Raw genomic sequence first — 16,425 nt, 5'->3', positions numbered from 1 at the left:
TTTTGAAATGTCAAAATACTTCGCAACACATCATCGAGTCAACTTTCCCATGCTCCTGCGTGTAATGGGATGGCTTCTCATGATTGAGAGCGCATTCATGCTCGTGCCGCTGGTCACCTGCCTCATTTACGGCGAAAGCGATTACATGGCATTCCTCATCACGGTGGCCGTCACTTTCGCCGCCGGAGCCTTGATGACATTCTGCATCCGCCCCTCCTACTCCTCGATGGCCAAACGCGAGGGATTTCTGCTCACGGCCCTCGTGTGGGTTCTCTTCTCCTGCTTCGGGATGCTGCCGTTTCTCATGTGCTCCACTCCGCTTACATTAAGCGACGCCTTCTTTGAAACCATGTCGGGATTCACCACAACGGGAGCCACCGTATTCGAGTCGGTCGAGTCGCTCTCCCACGGCATAAACATGTGGCGATGCCTCACCCAATGGATTGGCGGCATGGGAATTATACTCTTTACGCTGGCGGTTCTGCCCATGCTCAACCATTCGGGAGGAATGCAGATGTTCAATGCCGAAGTTACCGGCATCACCCACGAAAAACTGCGCCCGCGCATAAGCCAGACCGCCAAGGGGTTGTGGGCTGTCTACTTCGTTCTGTCAGCCGCACTGTGCCTACTGCTATGGATAGGCCCTATGGACTTCTTCGACAGTGTGTGTCACGCATTAAGTTCCATGTCAACCGGCGGATTCTCTACACGCGATGACAGCGTGGCCGCCTGGGACTCAACCTACATAAAGATTGTACTTACGATATTCATGTTCCTCGGCGGTGTGAACTTCGCCTTGATCTACAAAGCCGGCACCGGCAACTTCAAGGGACTGCTGCACAACGATACCCTGAAGGCCTATCTGCGCATAATCCTTTTTATGTACATCGCCTTCGCCGTAACTATAGCCATCAACGGACAAGCCGACTCCATTTCATCGGTCACGATCGACCCGCTCTTCCAGATTATCACCACCATATCATCCACGGGATTGACCGTAAGCAACTTCGAGAACTGGGGATCGTTCATAATCGCGCTCCTCTTTATCCTGATGTTCTTCGGAGCCTGCGCAGGTTCGACAAGCGGTGGAGCCAAGGTTGACCGACTGCTCTACCTCCTCAAGAACACCAACAATGAGCTCTACCGCTCGATTCACCCCAACTCGATTCGTTCGGTGCGCATCAACGACTCAATAATCCCGCCCGAAACAGTCGACAAGGTAATTGCATTCCTGTGCATCTACGTGATGATTATCGCCTTGGGAGGCATGGTGCTCACTGCCCTCAACATTCCCCTCGTCGATGCCTTTTTCAGCTCATTCTCATGCGTTTCCAATATTGGTCTTGGCGCGGGAGTCACCGGCTACGGCGGTTCATTTGAGGTGATTCCGCCTGCGGGAAAGTGGATTTTGTCAATGCTCATGCTCACAGGCCGTCTTGAAATATTCACAGTACTCGTGCTCTTCACACCCGCGTTCTGGTCAAAATAATTTCAGATTTTTTCTCGGAAAATATTGCAAAATTAAAATATAAGTCCTAACTTTGCACTCGCAAAACGGTAATGGCGGGATAGCTCAGTTGGTTAGAGCGTCGGATTCATAACCCGGAGGTCTCGAGTTCAATTCTCGATCCCGCTACCACTGCAAGGGCGCTGTGTCATCGACACAGCGCCCTCCTTTTATCCCCCCCCTGCCACCCAGCCCACCGCGTTAGCGCAAAAGCTGCACCCGTGGACACCGCATCAGCGAAAATACCCACCCGGTATATGCCGATAGGCATTACATGTCTTTAACCGCGGATTGGCCGCAGGCCTACCCGTGGACCGGCCCCGCACCCTCGTCCCACAACCCGCTATATGCCGAAGGCATTACATGTCTTTAACCGCGGGTTGGCCGTAGGCCTACCCGTGGACCAGTCCCGCACCCACAAACCACAACCCCTTGCGGGTTGCACAACCCACGCGTCCGCATATGTCCTCGCATTCGCCCCGCGCAGCGCAGGGCGCACTCCACCGGCAAATCCCCGCGTTAGCGCCAAAGCTGCAGAGCAGCTTAATAATGTTAGGCCCGCGCAAGGCCGCCGTTAGGCGTCCGCAGCACGGGTATAGGGTATAGGAATATTATAAGAAAAGGGCTACGTAGTTGCCCAATAAAACGCTCCACCCGCTAACGCCAATACCCATTGGATAACATTTTATTGGGCAGCTAACGCAGCCCTCGGGTGTGGTGGGGCACGACACAACCTCACGCTAACGCGGGGATCCACGGGAAGGGCTTTCGCCCAACCTGCGGTTACTCACATGGAATGCCTCCGGCATTCCATCTCTGCATCCCCACATCTCCACATAACATCCCACACATCTCCACACAGCCTGAACACGATGCCAATATATCATCCCACACGCAACCCGCTATATGCCGACAGGCATTACATGTCTTTAACCGCGGGTTGACCGCAGGTCTACCCGTGGATATGGATGCCTATAAGGATGCAACCCGGTATATGCCTCCGCCCTCCGCCCTCCACTCTCCACTCTCCACTCTCCACTCTCCACTCTCCACTTTTATTGGGCGAATGTCGCGGATTATTCGTATATTCGCGGAAGCTATGAAGCATTTGTTACACATATTCATCACCGTCGTGTGCTTCGCCGTCGTCGCCGGATGTGCCGACAACTCGCGTCTGCGCGACGACATCGACCGCGCCGGACAGCTCGCCGACACCCGTCCCGACAGCACAATCGCGCTCCTCGACTCACTGTCACCCGCCATCAAGCAAGCCGACAAGGCAACGCGGATGCGTTACGACCTGATGCTCATAAAATCACGCGACAAGGCCTACATCGAGCACCGCAACGACTCAATGATAGCCCCCGTCGTCGAATACTTCACCGACCACACCGACCCCGACCTCACTCCGCTTGCCCTCTACTACGCCGGACGAGTCTACAGCGACCTCGGCGACGCCCCCCGCGCCCTCGACTACTACCAGCAAGCACTTACTACAATCGGTGATGACACAATAGCGCACTATAACATCTACAAGGTTTGTCTTTCACAGATGTCCGAACTGTTTATGTATCAACGATTATATCGTTATGCTCTTGAATCGGCAGAAAAGGCTGTGGATTTCAGCAACGAATTGACACTGCCTATTGATTATTTATCCATTGGGAAATCTTATTCATTATTGAATGTTCACGATAGCACATATTTATTTTACAAAAAAGCTTATGAATTGGCATCAATGCGAGGTGACTCAAGTTTGATATATCGCGTTCAGCACCAATTTATTGAATATTATTATAAAATAGGCGATTTCAAAAAGGCAGACTCAATAATTTCAAAATTAAATATGGAATATATTCTGCAAGACAAAGAACAATTGTATTCCATAATTTCAAAAGTAAAAATTGCTAATGATAATTATAACGCAGCACTGCCATATTTAAAATGGCTCGTTGATAGCGGAAATATTCATGGTAAATGTTACGCCAATGCAGAATTGGCAAATTACTACTCTAAACAAGATGACGATTATAAGACATCTGTAAAATATTTAAATAAATACATCGAATTATTCGACAGCTCCACTAATTTACTTAAAATAGACGCAGTAACTAAAATTCAAGGTTACTATAACTATTCAATCAGAGAGAAAGAAAATAACGCTCTATTAAAAAAGGATTCAAAGAAGAATCTGCTTATTGTAATATTAGTTGGTTCCATCTTGCTTATTGTTTCAATTTTCTTATTCATTGTCAGGGACATACAGCGCAAGCGGCTTGACCTTAAATGCCGAAATTTCACACTACAGGAAATTATTGAATCTACAAGGAAAAACTCACAAGAACATTGCTCCAAATTGCAAGCTAAGATTGATGAACTTGAAGAATTGTTGAACAAAATAGAAGAGGTAAATTCGTCAGCGGTAATAATAAAATTGAAAAAGTCCAGAACTCTTTTGTCGGAAGCGATGTCAAATGCCGAGGAGCGCGCCGAAAATCACTTAAAGCTAATGAGTTCTCCTATTGTCATTGAATTCCATGATAGGTTAAGAACCGGGAAAAGGATATTACCATCCTCTCCTGAATGGAATGAATTGTCCCAGATTGTGGATGAATACAATCCCGGATTCATTGAGAAGTTAGTAAGTGTCTGTCGGCTATCTGATAGGGAAATGCAGATTTCATTGCTACTTAAAATCGAATTTTTTCCTATAGAAATCGCCGAATTCTTAGGCTTATCCCCAAGTGCCATATCATCCATACGAAAAAGACTGATGAAAAGAACATTCTTCGAAATTGAAAACGCACCAAAAAACTGGGATGAGTTTATTCGCTTATTATAAGCTAATTAATTCCTGCTGTAAAATTTTTGTAAAATGTGGTCTTTAACAAAATTCCCTTGTAAAATATTTGCGCAATGAAAAATTTGGATTAACAAATTTATTTTACTCTCTTTGCGATAACAAAATTTCAACTATTATGAAAAAGTTATTGCTACTACTGTTTTTGACTATTGGATTTTCATGTTATGCTGATGAAGTAAAAATAAGAACTAGCGAAAATGATGAATCCACAATTTGGAAAGGTAAGCGATCGCCTGCGCGATTGCCTCAAGTTACAATTGAAGGAAACAAGTTAACAATCTATCTGCTCGGAGAAGCTGAGGAGGTATCGATTGAAGTGTACGATGATTGTCAAAATCCGGTCGCCAACAATACTTACCAAGGCGATGAGATGATTGTGACATTCAATCTCACGGCACTTGAATCCAATCAATGCTACTACTTGTATTTGTCTATTGATGATATAAGCTATATAGGTGAATTTTGTTTTTGAAATATTTTTGATATAAATAAAAATCTTATTGGCCATTAAGCGCGATTTCGATGCGATATTCGATAATTTAACAATAATTTAACATCTGTAAATATGAAAAAATTTTTAATGTCACTTGGGTTTATAACAATATGCTTATCAGCGTTTGCAACTATTGAATATACGACTACTTGTGGGAAACAAGGATATACAGTCAATCAAAGTTATTTTGTCGATAATCCAAATGAATTTTGGAATTATTTGCTCGAATTAAATGAAATTGAATGTGGAGTTCCTGGTCCTGTGAAGTTCAAGTCTGATACTCCAATGGAGTTCCGTTTTTAATTAGAATAAACAATGAAAATTCAGTCGGGATTGAAAAATCCTGGCTGAATTGATTACGAACAATAATTTTATATAGTATGATTAGGTTTCTTAATATTGTTATATGTTTATTTTTTGTTGTAATGCTTAATGCTCAGCTGAGATTCCCGAAATCAGAGCGTATTGACATAAGCAAAATGAACATCATATATTCACATTCCATTGTGGATCCAGTATTATCAACAGAGCGGGAAGAATATGAAATCATGCAGATTGGCGATAAATATATTAAATATGATGATTACAATCGTTTTCGTGTTGATTCTGTAATGTTAAGTGTTGATTCAACTTCTATTACATTCATGGAACATGGTGAAATATACAATCGTTTTCTTCCTAAATCAGAGTTCTTGATTAGAGATGTGAAAAGTAATGATATCAATTTTTATGGGAAAGTTTTTATTGATTACTATATTTATACGGAAAATCTTCCCAAAATTGATTGGACATTGACATCTGAATCTGATACTGTTTGTGGCTTTTTATGCCATAAGGCCATGGGTCGTTTTCGTGGAAGGGACTGGACTGCGTGGTATTCCGAGGACATACCCATCAATGCCGGGCCGTGGAAATTTAATGGCTTACCGGGTGTTATCTTACGACTTGTAGATTCAACCGAAGAACATGAATTTGAGGCAATAACAATAAATGGTTTAAAATTTCCTATATTATTGACCCAGAGCAACAATCGTTTTGAAACAAATAGGGAAGAATATAATAAAAGCCTGACTGAGTACAAAATGAATCCGAGCGGCTCTATACAAGGGACTGAACTCGCTCCACGCAATGCTGATGGAACAGAAAAACAATTACCTAAACGCAGGCTGTTTCATAATCCTTTAGAAAAGGAGTAGAGAAGTAGATAAAACACTATTAATCGATGTTTTATAGGGCCAATTTTGTATTAAGTAGAAACCGGAGCAAAAAACTACCAACTAAAGTTTTTAGGGTAAATCCTTGCATATATCAGCAATTGTTGCTTTATTTGCACATCAACTTAAAAATATAGTTTATTTGCATGGAAAAGGTATTGTTTCTTTTAATGGCATTTATGAGTCTTGCCGTTGCCGCCGATTGTCAAAACCGGGTAACAGTTCATCCCGACGGACGCATTGAGTATGATGGCGAGGCCGGCAACCGCATCACCAAATTGGGGAAATCGGAAGTCATCGATCACAGTGCGCTCGATGTTGTGTATCAGCACATCATCAAAGCTCCCACCTATTCCGAGCCCAGGTCGATATACGAAATAATGGAAGTGGGAAAGAATATCATAAAGTATGGTGGCTACAGCAATTATCGGTTGGACTCAGTGATAAGCACAATGGACTCAACAAAGATAACCAACAACGATTTCGGAAGATTGTATGCACGCTGGCGCGGGCCCAATGCCGTCAAAGAATATATGTTCACTAATCTTGCCGAACGCAACATAACGTTTCACGGTCGCGTGTTCATAGACAATTACATCTATAATGAAGAGATTCCCGAGATTGAATGGGTGATGGCCGAAGGTGTCGACACGGTGTGCGGTTATGTGTGCCATGAAGCGGTGTGCGATTTCCGGGGACGGCGATGGACGGCATGGTATACCGACGACATAGCGTTGAGCAATGGCCCGTGGAAATTCAACGGGTTGCCCGGCCTGATACTGAAGATAGAAGACGCAACCGGCGACCACAAATTTTCGGCGATAACGGTACGCCACAGCGACCGACCGATTTATCGTGATGTAAAGGACCCGTTCACAATAGAGCGCAAAGAGTATAACCGCAGTCTTGCCGAATACATGAACAACCCGGCAGGAACAATAAGCGGCTCAGATCTTGCTCCCCGTAACGCCGACGGCTCGGAGAAGAAGCTGCCTAAACGCAAGTTATTTTTCAACCCCATGGAACTTGATTAACCATGACGAGGCTGTTGTGGGTCATATTGTTATGTATATTGGTGCCTGAGGTGATGCACAGCCGGGACCGGCTCACTGGGTTGGTGACCGACGATACCGGAGAACCGTTGCCTGGAGTCGTGATAAAGGCCTATGGCAGCAACAGCGACAATCGCCCTGCGGCGTTCGGTATCTCCGACTCACAAGGCCGTTATGCGCTTAGCATCCCCGATGGAACTGCGATAACGCGCGTTGACTTTGCTCTTATCGGCTATCGGCAGCAGTCGCTCACCAAGGAGCGTCTGGCCTCGATGAAGCGTGTAGTCATGTCAACAGCTCCGCTTGAGCTGAAGGAGGTGACGGTGAAGGTTGTCCCCATAAGGGAGTCGGGCGATACGTTGAAATATAATGTTGCGGCATTTCGCAGCGCATCCGACCGCACGATAGAGGATGTCATAAAGCGACTGCCCGGATTGTCGGTCGACGCTTCGGGCACGATATCCTATCAAGGCGAGAATATCAACAAGTTCTATATCGAAGGGCTCGACATGCTTTCGGGTCGATATGCTCTCGCGACAAAGAACATATCGGCCGACGACATATCGTCGGTTGATGTCTACGAGAATCATCAGCCCAAGCGAGTACTCAAAGGCATTGAATTTTCCGAGAAGGCGGCACTCAACCTCACGCTGAAAAAGAAGCGTATGCTCAAGCCCATAGGTTACGTGAGCGGAGGAGCCGGTTATGGCGATGATGTGAAGTGGTCGGGCGAGCTATATTCGATGTTCATTTCACCTTCCAATCAGTCGCTCGTCACGGGAAAAGGCAATAACTTCGGCACAAGCTATTCGGGCGAAATGCAGGTGCTCACCGCCGGCATGTTTGACCGCTCCACAATAGCGAGCGGCATTTTCCCGTCGACTCCATTCGGAGTTCCCGACCTGCCATCGACGCGTTACAACGACAATCAGTCGACAGCCGCGTCGGTAAATGCGCTGACAAAGTTACGCACCGACCTCACTCTGACGGTCAACGCCGACTACAAGCGTGACCACAGCCGATTCAGCGCATCCAATGTAACGACCTACTTTGTGAACGATGACGAAAATCTGTCGGTCGACGAGCACAGCACCTCCATGCTGCACAACAACACCGGCAACGTGACGCTGCGGCTTGAAAACAACTCGGCAGGCAACTATTTCGCCGAGGCACTCAGCATTAAAGGCAAATTCAATCGCAACCGCTACGGCTTATCAGGCACATCGACGCTCGGCCAGTCACTGCGAAGCAACGATGTCACGCTCTCCAATACGTTCAACACCACAGTGCGTCACGGCGACAACCTGTGGCAACTGAACTCCGAGATAGTCTATTCAACCACTCCGCTTAACGCAATGAAAGTGACGACACCGCAAGGCATTACGACAATCGGCCAAACAGCTACAGGACAAGCGTTTGCCACGCGTCACAGCACATCGTTCGGTTATGCGTTTTCGAGCGAGTCGATGACGGGTGTCGACATAGCGTTTGAGTCGGACTACAACAGCATCGTCACGCGTCTTGCACGTGACGGCGACAGCTCATCGGCCAATGACAATTCGGGCTACGCGCTTGTCACAACCCTATCGCCCTACTACAAGCTGCAAAAAGGCCGTTGGGTGTGGCGCACCGAGATTCCCGTGTCGCTACACAACATCCGCTATACCGACTTAATCGCCGACAGCCGCTACCGACACAACCGGTTGTATTTAGGCGCAAGCTCTTCGTTCAATTTCCGATTTTCCAACGGCGTGAGATGGGGCGTGACATTGGGTCGCAAATGCCGTGTCGGCACATTGACCGATTTCATCGTCAATCCCATCTTCACCTCCTATCGCAACAGCACCGTGCTCGGCACCGGATCGCTCAACGTGCGCACCACCCTGTCGGCCTCCACCTCGTTCAGTTTCCGCAACATAGTCAAGGGACTTTTCTGGAATGCACGCGCGAGCTACAGGCGCACGACCTCTCACCGCATTTCCTCCAGCGATGTAAGTGCCGATGAAACTGTGACCACACCCGAAGCTTCACGCAATCACATCGATGTATGTGACGCTTACGGACAGATAAGCAAGAATGTGCGGCGACTGCACACAACCTTCACACTTCGTGGCATAGTCAACCTGATGTGGCGTGACATGAAGCGGCAAGGCAATTTATCACGCGTAGGCACCGACCACTATGAGGTGTCGTTGAGCTCCAAGAGCAACATACTGAACGACATCGTGTCATTCGGGCTCGGTGTGCATTACTCGTTGTCAAACCGCCGCATAGGTGACGGAGATGACAACATAATCGACGGCCTTAACGGCACTTTCGACCTGTCGGTATTCCCTGTTAGGAGCCTTGAACTATTTACCCGCTGCTATTACAGCCGGGTGAAACTTACCGAGGGGCAATATCGGCAGGCAATGTACATCGACGGTGGAGCGCGTTACATGGCCGGAGCCTTTGAACTGGAATTGACCGCCAAGAACCTTACCGACGAGAGGGAGTATGCCTACACCGTCTTTAATGAGTATGACACATATCGTTACTCCTTTACACTCCGTCCCATAGAATTTCTGCTCCAATGCCGATATAAATTCTGAATATCAAGCTGATATTACGCACATTATGTTGTATAACATATCATTTATTTGAAAGCGTACGATTATATTCGTTATATTTGTCCGATTTCAAATCAATAATCGTAAATTATATGCTTGGAAAATTACGTAATGTCACATTGCTGTGTGTGCTGCTGCCTTTTATCTGCCATTCGGCCATAACCGGCCAGTTGATTGTTGGCGACGATGAAGTGAAATTCGCCATAAAGGATGTCACATCCCAGTCCACCCCGATTCTTGAACTGTCGTCGCACTCTGACTTCAGCCGCATCATGTACTCAAGCGATGCCGGCGTACTGTCGAGCAAAACCTATGTGTGGACCGTCAAATTCTCGGAACTCACCAACGGATTCTGCTACTGGCGCGTTATTGCCGGGGATGAATGCTACGACGAAGGCAACTCGTTCTACGTGACCAAAGGTAACGACCCTGATGAATACACCCCCGTAAAGGATGCGGTCAAATACCCCAAAGCCAAACTTGAAAACAAGAGTGAGCTGACGCTCGAATCGCTGTGGATAAGGTCGCAGAATATAGGTAACGGACTCTACAAATGCCATGACAAGCATCTCAGCATGACATCGGTACACTGCTTCAATCATGGATTTGTGGTGCGTGACGGTGTCATATATGTAAGTCGCGGATCGCTCAATGTCAGCTCATGGGATCATGACAAAAGCCTGTTGTGGCTCGACCGTTACGACCTCGCGACAGGTGAGGAACTTCCATTCCTCAGAATAAAGCTTCAGGGCGATGCCGATTTCACCGGCGATGATGTAATGCCTTGGATAAGGGAGGATGATGACGGCACAGTCTACTTCACATCGGCCAAATACTTCACCACCGCATCGACCGCCTATTCCCTCTACACAGTCGATCTCGACAATCTGCTCGGCGAAGACGACGAGGTGGCCTATGCCTCCGAACAGCTGAAATTTTCGCTCAACGGCAACGTAAAAGGCGCGATGTTCTTCTCGGTCAAGGGGAGCATAAAGAACCGTCAGTACCAAATGTGGATGTCGCCCGGCATCACTTCACTGATGATATGGGACGAAATGGAGTTTGACATATACCGGTGGAGCGTCGACGGACGCAAAGTGCTGGAGGAGAAGGCAACTATAAGCGATGCAGCACTCGTGCTCAACAACAAGTCATCGTTTATGGGCGCGCTGGCCAAGGTCTATCCCGTCGACAATGATTACTTCTATCTGCACAACAACCGCGAGCAGCGTAACCACGACTTCTTCTACCCCACTCTCTACCGATTTACCCCCAACGGCCAATGCGCTTTAGTGGGCTCGGTGAGCAACAACCCGAAACTCGCGCTTAGCGACTACTCCTTCTCGTCGGGGATGTCGATGCTCGATGTCAACGGAGCGTCACTTATCGCCTACGGCATTCCGATGAGCGGCGCATCGGCGGTGAGAATAGTCGAAACACCGTCGTTTACCGACAACTTTTCGGGCCACAAGTCGCTGTGGGAGATAAATCCGGTAGGATTTTCATCGGACATGAAGCAGGGTTGTGAAGTGCAATTCATTCCCGACGGAGGGGAAAGCCTCGACGGACATCTTGTAATCTATGTTGCCAACGGCGGCATGGCTGTCTACCGCCTAAAGGTAAAGCCCGACCCGCTGGGAATAGCCGATGTCGAAGCCGAGGAATTTTCCTACCGCATTGACGGAACGACGCTTACGTTCAGCCGTCAACTCGAACGCGCCGACCTCTACACACTCTCGGGACGAAAAGTCAGGGGAGCAAGTCACGCTTCATCGCTGTCGATTGACGGATTGTCGCCCGACATATACATACTCACCGGACGCGGAATATCGCCCGTGAAAATTGCAATCAGGTGACACTATGTATCAAATAACTACAATAAGCTCGCCAAAAATGTGTAAATTTGCAGAAATAATGTAAGTTGACACAATTAACGATGAGATTTGACGAGCTTGACCTAAGCGACGACGTGCTCGATGCGCTTGATGCAATGCAATTTGAGGAGTGTACTCCAATCCAGGAAAAAGCCATAGGCGTAGTCCTTGAAGGACGCGACCTTATAGCCGTTGCCCAGACAGGAACCGGAAAAACCGCCGCCTACCTGCTGCCTATAATAAACCGATTGGCCGAAGGCGACTTCCCCGACGATGCCATAAACTGCATAATCATGGTGCCTACCCACGAGCTCGCACAGCAGATCGACCGTCAACTCGAAGGATTCTCCTACTACCTCTCGATAAGCAGCGTGGCAATACACGGCGGCACCGACGGCAAGGAGTTTGCCCGTCAGCAGCAGAGCCTTAAGCTTGGAGCCGATGTGGTAATCGCAACCCCGGGACGACTTCTCGCCCACATGAAGATGGGCTATGTCGACCTGTCGAGAGTGTCATGCTTCGTGCTCGACGAGGCCGACCGAATGCTCGACATGGGATTCTACGACGACATCCTACAGATTGTAAAGCAACTCCCCGCCGACCGTCAGACGCTGATGTTTTCGGCCACAATGCCTCCCAAGATCCAGCAACTTGCATCGACAATACTCAACGATCCCGCCGAGGTGAAAATTGCGGTGTCGAAGCCCACTGAAAAAATCGACCAATCGGCATTCGTGTGCTACGAAGGCCAGAAGACCGATCTTCTAAAGCATCTCTTCAAAACCTGTCACTCACGCCGCGTAATCGTGTTTGCCTCATCAAAGCTGAAAGTAAAGGAGCTGTCACGCGCCCTACGCCAATCGCATTGGAAAACCGGCGAAATGCACTCCGACCTCGACCAGCAGGCCCGCGAATCGGTAATGCTCGACTTCCGCGCCGGGCGCATCGACATACTCGTTGCCACCGACATCGTGGCACGAGGCATCGACATCGACGAAATCACAATGGTGGTAAATTACGATGTACCACACGAAGCCGAGGACTACGTGCATCGCGTGGGTCGCACGGCACGCGCCAACTCCGAGGGCAAGGCGGTGACATTCATCAGCGAGCGCGAGCAGTCGAAATTCGGCTACATAGAGCGATTCCTCGGCTACGAAGTACGCAAGGAGCCTATGCCAAGCCAATTAGGCGAAGCGCCCGAATATCATCCCGAAAAGAAAAAAGGCGGTGTCCGTAAAGGCAAGCCGGGCAATAAAGGCAAGTCACGCTCAGGTCATTCACGTGACAGAAAGCCGCGACAGCCTCAAAACAACCGTCCGACTGAAAACAATCATCCCAAGAGCGACTCACAGCCGCAGAATCCCGTAAAACCGGCAGCGACCGACAAGCCTGCCGAGGCCGCTGCAACCCAGCCAAAGCCTAAGAAACGACGCTACTACCATCGTCGTCGCGGGCCAAAAAATCCCGAATAAGCGGCATCCAAGGCCCCCCTATCGGCGAGTACCGTATTTACGCGCAATGACATTGCGCATCACCTTGTCAAGTATAAGCAAAACAGCCATGACGCCGAATGCCATGATGAAAATCACCGGTATTCGGCTAAGACTTTCACCGAACTCACGGAAATTATCCGACATCGACGGCATATCTACGGTAACATTGCTGAAAACTCCTAAAAACTCACTTTTAAGCGACGCTCCATAGAATCGGAGTATAGTCAGGACCCCTAAAGCCAGGAATGCCACTGCTATTATTATAGATACGATGAATGTACGGCGGTCGCTCCTGCGCTCCATGCGTCGCGACAACTCCTGCACACGATTCATCGTAGTGTATGTAAAGTTTGTAGGCAGCTTAGCCTCAAGCGTTTTGCCGCTCAATGCCTTGCGAATAGCCTTGTCGCCTTGCTTAAGGCCACCGGCTTTAGCCGGGTTGTCATGTGTCTTTCCTGTCATAACTTCTTCGTTTCAGTCATTAACAAATACAATTTCTTTCTTACCAGGTGGAGCTTGGTCTTGGCATTCGGCACCGAAAGTCCGGTTATGTAGGCAATGTCGCTGACCGACTGCTCCTCCATGTAAAACATATTGACCAACGCACGTTCATCGGCCGAAAGCCGCGCAATTGCATCGTTCAACTTTTCAATTTGCTCCTCACTGTCGTCATCGAGAGCCTCGTCGACAGCATTATCGGAAATAAGCGTCAACTGCCGGTCGTCGATAAGCGACTCAACAGGCACCGACCTGCGTGCAGCCGAAATGGCCGTATTGTAGGCAATGCGGTACAACCATGTGGCAAAAGTGCTCTTGCCGTTAAAGCTCGACAAATTCTCAAATGCCTTCATGAACACATCTTGAGTAAGCTCCTCGGCATCCTCAGGCTTGTCGATGATGCGTACAATAGTAGCAAACACTTGACGGCTATAAGTTCCCACGAAATATTCGTAGCGAAACGTGCGTCCGTTAAGTATCTCATCTATTATATGTGACTCATTATCGCGCATTACATCCCTTTAGACGCATGGTTGAAACTTAGGTTACAAAAATCGCAAAATTTTTTTTCATCATGAAATTTTTTGACAGAAAGTGTAACCTTTCAATACAAGCTGCGTCTAACCGAATACAACAACGAAAACAAATAATTTTTAACAACTCAAAAAATAATTACAGTTATGGATTTCAATTTCATCATTCCACAGGCTATCACAGCAATTGTATTCTACGGAATCTTTAAAATCATTCAACTATTTGTATGTCGCAAAGAGCGACTAATCCTCGTCGAGAACATGGCCCGATTAGCAGAATGTAAATCCGAAGGGCAGCCTATCGTCAACCTTCCGATAATCAACTACGGCTCGACTCCTATAAAATTCAATGCACTAAGATGGGGATGCCTCCTGTTTGGATGCGGATTAGGAATATTGGTTGGTTACATAATGTGCATCTACACAATTCCCGACTATTTTAATGCCGACAAATGGTGGCTTTCAACCTACACAAGCGTAATCTATTCCTGCTGCTTGTTCATCTTCGGTGGAGCATCATTGATAATATCATTCATCATCGAATACAAACTCGGCCTCAAAAAAGGCAACGAAGAATCAGGCCAACATTAAGCCGACAGCATCGAGCTACTGAATTGATATTTCATTTTTTCGCAGCTTTACTGCTGTATCTAATCTAAGCTCAAATATATGTCAATAAAAACAATAGTTCTGAGCATGTTCCTTGCCGTTATGCCTGAAATTGCCGGTGCACAGCACACATTCACCGTATCCGCCAATAACCTCGGTCATAGAAAGGTAATTGTCAGTCGGTCATTCGGAGGGATTATGATGCCGCTGCAACAGACCATCGATTTTGATGCCGACAGCTTGGTCTGCTATAGGTTCGGCAATGACACTCCCGAACATGTTTTCATACTGATTGAAGGTAACGACGCAAAAGATGCTACTGAAAGCTTGTCATTGTATACTGCCGATGCGTCCATGCTCCTCACCGTTGACCCGAAACAAGGATTGCTTGAAGTGACCGGACAAACTGCGACGCAGAGTGCCGCGACAAAAGCGGCAGAGGCACCGTATCAGTTATTTATAGATTATGTGACCGGAGTCGGCGACCGTCTTGGCTTGAGAGATGACACAGTCGCAGCCTCGGCAGAAAGCAAACTCATGCACTTCGCCGACAGTTTAGCCACAATAATCGACAAAGTACCGGAGCCGGTGCGCAATGCATTGCGTCAGGAGATGGCACTGAACACCCTATATCTGTGGAATCAGCTTTATTTTGGATGGATGAACCGCAGAGCCGACAAAAACACTCAGGAAGCGACCGCGTGGAAGCAGGCTGATAAAAACATCACTGCTTGGGCGAAGCTCGATAATGAAGCCAACGCCCTGTCGCTCCTGTTTGACGACATAGCGTCATCACAATGGTCAAAAGCTCTTACATCCAGCCGGATGGACTCGCTCAGAAAGCTGGGCAAGGAGTCGATATTCTTTGCCCGGTTTGACCATTTCGCCAGGAACTACACTGGCAAAAACCGCGAATACCTGCTGGCGAATCTTATATATAAGGATACCAAGGATGCTGTTTTCACAGAGGGAGTCGACAGTCTTTTATCCATATTCAGGTCTATGTATCCACAGAGCGATATTACACCGATTCTTGAAGAAGCTGTTACCAAAAATATGGCTATCAACTCCACCAATGAACTCGATCCGGACATAAGATTCATTGAGCCAACTGAGGGTCAGGCACTTGATTCAATTATCGCAATGTTCAAAGGCAAGCCGGTGCTCGTTGATGTGTGGGCCACATGGTGCGGACCATGCCGGAAAAGTTTCGAGCATGCCGACATAATACGGGATTTTGCCCGTGAAAACGGCATCGAACTCTTGTATATCTCTATTGACGAAGGCAGCAACCGCGAAAAGGCGGTGCGCAAACTCGTCAAATCATACGGGCTCAAAGGCAATCACCTAATAATGCCTCCAAGTTTCAAAGAGGATGTATACAACCGATTTGGCAGTAATGGTTATATAATCATACCCGCCATAGCCCTTTATGGCAGTGACGGCACACTCCTGGAATCGCGCTTCTCCGAATCGGAAGACGCACCCGCCCTCATCGAAGCCATCTCTACGACCTTGAAAACTTCCGGAAAATGAGGATGTGCACTTGCCTGTCGCATAGCGATGCAGTGTTGTGCAGAACATCAGTGATGGCATCATTCATCATCGAATACAAACTCGGCCTCAAAAAAGGCAACGAAGAATCAGGCCAACATTAAGCCGACAGCATCGAGCTAC

At 47.7% G+C, this 16,425-nt stretch carries 13 protein-coding genes and 1 tRNA gene; 12 read left to right on the top strand and 2 right to left on the bottom strand.

Features of this window, described 5'->3' with window-relative positions; genetic code table 11:
* The first annotated feature begins 7 nt into the window (after nucleotides 1-7).
* From E5354_RS00070 to E5354_RS00025, 10 genes are all read left to right on the top strand, one after another.
* The gene (locus E5354_RS00070; RefSeq protein WP_135945997.1) at nucleotides 8-1,489 is read left to right on the top strand and encodes a TrkH family potassium uptake protein; all 1,482 of its coding nucleotides are present in this window, start codon (nucleotides 8-10) and stop codon (nucleotides 1,487-1,489) included.
* A gap of 73 nt (nucleotides 1,490-1,562) precedes the next feature.
* A tRNA-Met gene (locus tag E5354_RS00065) sits at nucleotides 1,563-1,639 on the top strand.
* Nucleotides 1,640-2,606: 967 nt separating this feature from the next.
* Entirely contained in the window at nucleotides 2,607-4,349 is a 1,743-nt protein-coding gene (locus E5354_RS00060; protein ID WP_135945996.1) for a tetratricopeptide repeat protein, read from the top strand.
* Nucleotides 4,350-4,485: 136 nt separating this feature from the next.
* Nucleotides 4,486-4,842 carry a DUF3244 domain-containing protein gene (locus tag E5354_RS00055; RefSeq protein WP_135945995.1) on the top strand — a complete coding sequence of 119 codons (357 nt, stop codon included), beginning with the start codon at nucleotides 4,486-4,488 and terminating at the stop codon, nucleotides 4,840-4,842.
* Nucleotides 4,843-4,935: 93 nt separating this feature from the next.
* Complete coding sequence (locus tag E5354_RS00050; protein ID WP_135945994.1) at nucleotides 4,936-5,166, top strand: hypothetical protein; 231 nt, start codon at nucleotides 4,936-4,938, stop codon at nucleotides 5,164-5,166.
* Between the two features lie 77 nt (nucleotides 5,167-5,243).
* Nucleotides 5,244-6,059: a GLPGLI family protein gene (locus tag E5354_RS00045; RefSeq protein ID WP_135945993.1), complete on the top strand. Its 816-nt coding sequence runs from the start codon at nucleotides 5,244-5,246 to the stop codon at nucleotides 6,057-6,059.
* 164 nt (nucleotides 6,060-6,223) lie between these two features.
* Nucleotides 6,224-7,111: a GLPGLI family protein gene (locus tag E5354_RS00040; protein WP_135945992.1), complete on the top strand. Its 888-nt coding sequence runs from the start codon at nucleotides 6,224-6,226 to the stop codon at nucleotides 7,109-7,111.
* Between the two features lie 2 nt (nucleotides 7,112-7,113).
* Nucleotides 7,114-9,720, top strand: coding sequence for a carboxypeptidase-like regulatory domain-containing protein (locus tag E5354_RS00035; protein ID WP_135945991.1), 2,607 nt, complete (start codon nucleotides 7,114-7,116; stop codon nucleotides 9,718-9,720).
* A 110-nt stretch (nucleotides 9,721-9,830) separates the two neighbouring features.
* Nucleotides 9,831-11,594, top strand: coding sequence for a hypothetical protein (locus E5354_RS00030; RefSeq protein ID WP_135945990.1), 1,764 nt, complete (start codon nucleotides 9,831-9,833; stop codon nucleotides 11,592-11,594).
* Between the two features lie 80 nt (nucleotides 11,595-11,674).
* Nucleotides 11,675-13,087, top strand: a complete 1,413-nt coding sequence (locus E5354_RS00025) for a DEAD/DEAH box helicase (protein WP_135945989.1) — start codon at nucleotides 11,675-11,677, stop codon at nucleotides 13,085-13,087.
* A gap of 18 nt (nucleotides 13,088-13,105) precedes the next feature.
* Here E5354_RS00025 and E5354_RS00020 read toward each other — a convergent pair whose 3' ends face one another.
* The gene (locus E5354_RS00020; RefSeq protein WP_135945988.1) at nucleotides 13,106-13,570 is read right to left on the bottom strand and encodes a hypothetical protein; all 465 of its coding nucleotides are present in this window, start codon (nucleotides 13,568-13,570) and stop codon (nucleotides 13,106-13,108) included.
* Entirely contained in the window at nucleotides 13,567-14,118 is a 552-nt protein-coding gene (locus E5354_RS00015; RefSeq protein ID WP_135945987.1) for an RNA polymerase sigma factor, read from the bottom strand. The genes E5354_RS00020 and E5354_RS00015 overlap by 4 nt, the downstream gene beginning before the upstream one ends.
* Nucleotides 14,119-14,286: 168 nt before the next feature.
* Here E5354_RS00015 and E5354_RS00010 point away from each other — a divergent pair, with 168 nt between their 5' ends.
* Nucleotides 14,287-14,730 (top strand): hypothetical protein, encoded by a 444-nt coding sequence (locus E5354_RS00010; protein ID WP_135945986.1) that lies wholly within the window; start codon nucleotides 14,287-14,289, stop codon nucleotides 14,728-14,730.
* A gap of 78 nt (nucleotides 14,731-14,808) precedes the next feature.
* Nucleotides 14,809-16,284, top strand: a complete 1,476-nt coding sequence (locus E5354_RS00005) for a TlpA family protein disulfide reductase (protein WP_135945985.1) — start codon at nucleotides 14,809-14,811, stop codon at nucleotides 16,282-16,284.
* Nucleotides 16,285-16,425: the final 141 nt, after the last annotated feature.

The sequence above is a fragment of the Muribaculum sp. NM65_B17 genome, assembly GCF_004793735.1.
Classification (GTDB): Bacteria; Bacteroidota; Bacteroidia; order Bacteroidales; family Muribaculaceae; genus Muribaculum; species Muribaculum gordoncarteri.
This window is presented reverse-complemented; position numbering and strand designations above follow the sequence as displayed.